The organism is Longimicrobiales bacterium, assembly GCA_028823235.1.
GTDB lineage: Bacteria > Gemmatimonadota > Gemmatimonadetes > Longimicrobiales > Gaopeijiaceae > UBA2589.
The window spans coordinates 46,606-52,605 of record JAPKBW010000020.1; the positions used below are offsets into that span (position 1 = coordinate 46,606).

The 6,000-nt window shown below is 61.5% G+C and carries 4 protein-coding genes; 1 reads left to right on the forward strand and 3 read right to left on the reverse strand.

Going from position 1 to position 6,000, the window contains the following annotated elements:
- Positions 1-417 precede the first annotated feature (417 nt).
- Positions 418-1,083: a hypothetical protein gene (locus tag OSA81_11160; GenBank protein ID MDE0899567.1), complete on the forward strand. Its 666-nt coding sequence runs from the start codon at positions 418-420 to the stop codon at positions 1,081-1,083.
- Between the two features lie 488 nt (positions 1,084-1,571).
- On the opposite strand, the gene OSA81_11165 is transcribed toward OSA81_11160, so the two are convergent.
- From OSA81_11165 to OSA81_11175, 3 genes are read right to left on the reverse strand one after another with little or no spacing between them, the layout of a single operon-like run.
- A complete protein-coding gene (locus OSA81_11165; protein MDE0899568.1) occupies positions 1,572-3,632 on the reverse strand; it encodes an ABC transporter permease subunit in 2,061 nt (686 codons plus the stop codon).
- A 38-nt stretch (positions 3,633-3,670) separates the two neighbouring features.
- Positions 3,671-4,480, reverse strand: coding sequence for an ABC transporter ATP-binding protein (locus OSA81_11170; protein MDE0899569.1), 810 nt, complete (start codon positions 4,478-4,480; stop codon positions 3,671-3,673).
- A gap of 1 nt (position 4,481) precedes the next feature.
- Positions 4,482-5,813: an ABC transporter permease subunit gene (locus OSA81_11175; GenBank protein MDE0899570.1), complete on the reverse strand. Its 1,332-nt coding sequence runs from the start codon at positions 5,811-5,813 to the stop codon at positions 4,482-4,484.
- Positions 5,814-6,000: the final 187 nt, after the last annotated feature.

Here is a 6,000-nt window from a genome sequence, read left to right on the forward strand (position 1 = left end):
CCCGGGCGCTCTTCTTCTACCCTACCCTCGCTCATGTCGTGAGTGATTCGGTGGCGACACGATCGCCATGCTGGAAGAGATCGTCGGGCCTGACCGGCGCCGTTCACGATGATGGGCTCCATATGTCCGGTGTGCCTATCACCTGCTTCCCATGGTCACATCGAGCACCGGAGCAGTGGTCGCCCAGAGCACGCACGCACGCGGAAGGTCATTCGCCGTTCACTAGGGCAGAGACCGCATTCGGCATAGAATGCTGTCCGTCTCAGCGCCGACGCTGATTCCGTAGGTCGGTTGATGTTGCGCCACAGAGCCAAGCTTCCGAGAGCTGGAGTCTGCCTCGGCATCGACATAGCACGCCACCCTGCGCCACTTTTCTTAACGACGGCCGCTCATCCTATCGCAATCTCACAGGCGTGCATGCAACTCATTCACACTGCGCCCATTCCCGGAGAGGGCGGCGAGCTGGGGCTATATCGACGAGGTGAGGACTACTTCATCAAGATCGTGGGTGGTCAAGACCTCATGAACACCCGGGCACACGCGTCGGAAGACGCTCTCGGTGCCATCGCATGCAAGGACCTCGCGAATAATCCCCACAGCCGAGTGCTCGTCGGCGGACTCGGAATGGGCTTCACTTTGTCCGCGGCTCTCGAAACGCTACCACGTGACGCCGAGGTCGTCGTCGCGGAAATCGTGCCTGGAGTAGTGGAGTGGAACCGAGGCGTCCTCGGATCATCGGCCGGCAGACCGCTGGATGACGACCGTGTGCAAGTGCAACTCGTTGATGTGTCAGTGGTGATCCAGAATGAGCGCATCGGCTTCGATGCCATCTTGCTGGACGTGGACAACGGGCCGGACGGGCTGACGCGCGCTTCGAACAAGCGGCTTTATTCGAAGAAAGGACTCGCGGCAACACACCGGGCGCTTCGGCCCGAGGGGGTCCTGGCGATCTGGTCCGCGGGTCCGGACAAAGCCTTCACAAAACAGATGCGAGCGGCGGGATTCGTCGTCGTCGAGACCACGGTGAGAGCGCATGCCGGCAAGGGTGCCAGACACGTGATTTGGATGGCGCGACGAGCGTAGTCAGCCTTGGCGAGTTCGATGATGCTGAGCCGGCGTCCGTTTCAAACCGTCGGCGTCACGGCAAAGGGCTGCCTGGATCTTTCCCCGGGTGGATTCTTCGGCCCGAGCGATGTCATCGTGCCCATGCAGTGGGTAGTTCATAGCTATCAGCTCGAGGGACGGAGGCGCGCCACGGACACGGCCCAACATGCACTGGGTGAGGCTGATGCAGGCATCCACGAGGTCCGGAGCCTCTGCTGTCCGCCACGGCTCAGATTCAGGTTGTGGAAGCTCCCTCAACCGGTTCCGATGGCGAGAAAGACAGAGCTTCGTGTCTGGTCTGAACTTGACCCGGCTTGGCCCAAAGCCAAGACGCCGTGCCATGCGTCGACTCCCGGCTATGCCCTGCCAAGGACTCGAGCACCACACTTACTGAGCAGAGGGTGTGACGCCGCCTATGCGCCTGGCCACGTTGAGCAAGGCGACGCGCGCGAAGAGGCGAACGATGGTCACAAAAACTCTTTGGGCCTCTTTTCTTTGAGGTCCGGGTAGGGCGTCCGGACGGTCCAGACGATCGAGAAGGTGACCACGAGGCCTGCCAGTCCGGCAGCGTAGGCCCACCACGGGACCGGCGTTTCCCCGGTGACCCATCCCAACTGGAGGGGCACCAAGGCGATGAAGTTGTTTCCGAAATGCCAGAGCATGGCGGGGAAGATCGAGCCGGTCATGAGCACGACCGCGGCGAAGAGCACACCGAGGTAGGCGGTCGGGAGGATCCGGAAGAGGGAAACGTGGAAGAGCCCGAATATGGCTCCCGCGACGAGGCAAACGGCGACCGGGCCAAAGGTCTTCCGGAGTCCGTGCAGGAGTGCGCCGCGGAAGGTGAGTTCTTCGAAAATACCTGGGATGACGGTCAACATAATGACGAGTTGCCAGAGCGGCATGTCGTCACCAAGGAGGGACTCTCCAAACGCTTCGAGGACGTTTTGCGGAACGGGGAAGAGGTAGGTGTTCACTAGTCCGCTGAGACCGATGCCGACGATGTATCCGGAGGGGATCCCGATCAGTACGGCCAGCCACACGGCCGGGTGCACGGTCCTGAACGCGAACACTGTCTTCGCATCTAGCCCGTACAGTCGGATCATCAGGAGTGAGCCGCCGAACATGATGATCAGGATGTTCACGACGATCTGACCTCGGACGCCGAGCGCCTCACCGAACCAGAGGGAAACGACGAGGAATGTGACCCACATCACACCGAACCAGCGCAGGACGTGGCGCGGAAAAAGAGCGGGGCCGCCCGTCAGGTCGGCTTCATCCAGATCCGAAGCCGAGATCAGACGTTCCATGGACAGGGTGCGCTCGGTGAGGCGAGCTCCCCACCATGCCGCCCCACCCGTCGACGCGAACGCGAGCATCAGGAACGTCCAGTCGTACTCACCGATCATGATCTCCCGCACGGCCACCCCGATGCCCGCAATCGGGAACAGGACGATCGCCGATCGCAAGTCCATGCCTGGCAGCATCGCGACCAGCGAAGGCACCAAGAAAACGAAGAGGAGCGGGAACAGGTAGAGCTGGTATTCCTTGTAGCTCTTCGCGTAGCCCGACAGCAGCAACAGGGCGCTCGCCACGAGGACCGTGAGTGGCAGGAAGAGAATCAGGATCAGCAGGGGGTCCATCGGCGAAAGCGCGATCACAAAACGCTCGGGCAATTCGACGACTCCGAGTACCAGATAGAGGAGCAGGTTGAGGATATTGATGGCTGCCACCGAGATTCCCACCGCAATGATGCCCATCATTTTCGCTTTCACGATGTCGGATCGGGCCGCTGCGGTCGTCAGTAGCGTCTCCAGCGTTCCGCGCTCCTTCTCCCCGCTGATCGTGTCGACCGCCATGATTGAGCCGCCGCTGAGCATCAGGAACAGCAGGAAGGGCGTGAGTGCGAGACCCAGGAGGGCTCCTCCCTCGCGTTGCGCGCTCGCGGTGTTCTCCGTCGTGACGGCCGCGACCTGCTGAATGGCGACCGGAAATCCACCGGCCCGGTACACGCTGTCTCGCAGCTCCGAGCGGACCTCGGCCATGCGGTTGCCAAGGCGTTCCGCCGCGTTGCGCGAGAAGTCACTTTGTCCGCGATGTCTCAGGCGCAGGGTGGGGAGCGAGAGTTCGGACTCGGTCTCCGTGTCGGCCTCGGCAGCCTCTTCCGCGCGGATACGTTCGTAGGTCTCCGGCGACAGAGCCTCGACAACGACGTGGATCGCCCCGGCGCCCAGCAAGGAGTCGGCGTCGGCGTCGGCGCGTTCCTCGAAACGGACCGCGCCCGTCGTCGTGTCCGGATCGTTGGCTTCGCGTTCGAGAGCGGCTGCCAGGACCGCCCGACCCCACTCCGCTTCATCGCCGGTGACGGCGTACTCGTATACCGTGTCGTCGAGCCGCCGCTCCTCGCTTCGCTCGACTGCACGCATCACAAAGATCATGCCTGGGATGAGCACCAGGGGTGCCACGATCGCGATCAGGACGGTGCGAGTGTCGCGTATGAGTCTCTTGATCTCATACCGGAAGAGCGTCAACAGAACGCTCCGATTCCCTCTTGAGGGAGGTTCTCCGCTCACCGAATCGTCTCCGACGTGCTCGGGCTGCCGATGTCCGCAGTCGCACCCTCGTCGTCACTCAGATTGGCCATCACGAAGTGGACGAAGATGTCCTCCAGATAGTGCTGCCCGGTTGCGCGACGGTGCTCGTCGAGCGTGCCGAGCGCCAACATTCTGCCCCGATCAATGATGCCGATTCGGTCACAGAGTTTCTCGGCCTCGCTCATGATATGCGTCGAGAGAATGATCGTCTTGCCCTCGTCTCGGAGTTCGCCGACCACGCGCTGCATCTCGAGTGCGGCCAACACGTCTAGCCCGACCGTCGGCTCGTCGAAAATGAGGACTGGGGGGTCATGTGCGATGGTGCGGGCGATCGAGATCTTCTGCTTCATGCCGCTGGAGAGTTTTTCCACGCGGGCGTTGGCATACTCGGCGATTCCGAAGCGCTCGATGAGCGCACCAACGCGTTCGGGAACGCGTTCGGACGGGTATTGGTTGATCCTGGCGAAGAACTCGAGGGTCTCTCTACCGGTCAACCTTGGATAAAGGGCAGTGGAGGCCGAGAAGAAGCCCAGACTGCGTCGGACGGCCTCCGGTTCTGAAAACACATCGTGACCGTTGAGAGAGGCGCGCCCCCCGGTGGGCTTGAGGATTGTGGCAAGCATCCGAAGGGTGGTCGTCTTGCCTGCTCCGTTCGCTCCCAGCAATCCGAACACCTCTCCTGGGCGACAATCGAAGTCGATACCGTCGACCGCGCGAATCTCGCCGCGGGACTCGTCCCAGAAGGACTTTTCGAGTCCCTCGACCTGGATCATCGATTCTACCATGTCAGACGACTCCTTGTTCGGCGCGAGCCGTCGGCTCGCTTCCATTCCGGTTAATCAAACGCTCCTTCGCGAAGCGCCAAAAGCTCCCGTCGTAGGAGCCCAAGAGCAGATCTTCGAACTGAAGTACCGCTCGAGCGAGCAGGAGGCAGAGCGCGACCATGACCAGCAGCACCGCGAGCGTCTCTGCGATGAGGGGCCACAGAAACACTCCGTTGATGGCGTCACGGATCATCATCGCGGCGTTAGCTACGGGTATCGCCGCGATGGTCGGTGTCAGCGTCTGATCGGTCTGCTGTCCAAGCACCATTGGGAGCAGAGCGAGCAAGACGACGGGCTGCGCCATGGCCTGGCCGTCTTTGAAGCTGCGAGCGAACGCTGCCAGAATCATCATCGCGGCCGCGAAGAAGAGGGCCAGCGCAACAGCGGCGACAATCATGACGGGAAGCGCGAGGAAGGGAAGCGAGAACTGAAATTCGGCGCCGACCCCTGCGAGGAGGGGACCCATGACCGCTCCGAGCGAAACGAACATCGCGGTCACGTTGAGAACCCCCGCCGTGATCCCCAGTGTCGCGACGTAGAGATATTTGGCGGTCACTATGCTCAGCCGAGAGGCCGAAACCGTCATCAGCGTCTCCCACGTAGAGCGCTCCCTCTCGCCGGCAGTGCTGTCGATCGCCGGCACCAAGCAGCCAAGCGCGACCATAAGAACGAGGAAGCTCGGGATCATTATGCCGAGGAGCAGGGCACCCATGTCCTCTCCACTCGACACGTTGTCCTGCAAGATTCGGAACTGTCCGCGATCGGTGGCCGCGATGCCGAGTTGGGCCGCCTCGGAGTCGACCCATGCGTCACGGTAGTCGTCTACGATGCCTTCGATCCGATCACTCGCTCGTCGACTGCGCTCGACCGCACGATCGTAGTGAATCACGATCCGGAAATTCTCGGCGAACCGATCGCCTTCGGTATCCGGCGGCAGGAACGTCAGGAGCGCGTCGAGTTCACCGGCCTGGATGAGCGCGACCGCAGAATCCGAACCAACTGCGGCGAGGATATCAAGGTTACTGCGATTCTCGAGCGTATCCATCAGGACCGCGTGACCGCTCGGCGCATCGACGAGCATGATCCGAGAGGTAGCGCGGTCGGCAAGGCCCGATACGAACATCATTGCCGTGAACATCACCCAGAGCATGACTGGATAGAGAAAGATCGGCATGAGGATGCTGTTCGCGACGATGGTGCGCTCGCGGAATGCCGAGCGAAGCTCGCGTCGGTACAGGATCCAGATGTCCTGCCAGTTCACGGTAGCTGGACGCCGTAAGTTCTCTTTCTGCATGCCGACAACCTGCCGTCCACGTCGAGTCGACAGCAAGTAGCTACGCGGAGGAATTCATTGCCCCTAGTACTCGCACTATTTAAGCGATCGGCTGCGGTCTAGGGCGCATTTTGTGGCGCGACGGGTGACTTATGGGAGACTTAAGACTAGGCGAGACCTCCATAGACAAAGCCCCACAAGCGTATAA

Bases quoted from the DNA above. Each gene is read 5' to 3' on its own strand.
- OSA81_11170 (MDE0899569.1), bottom strand. From the start codon at position 4,480: ATGGTAGAATCGATGATCCAGGTCGAGGGACTCGAAAAGTCCTTCTGG.
- OSA81_11160 (MDE0899567.1), top strand. From the start codon at position 418: ATGCAACTCATTCACACTGCGCCCATTCCCGGAGAGGGCGGCGAGCTG.
- OSA81_11175 (MDE0899570.1), bottom strand. From the start codon at position 5,813: ATGCAGAAAGAGAACTTACGGCGTCCAGCTACCGTGAACTGGCAGGAC.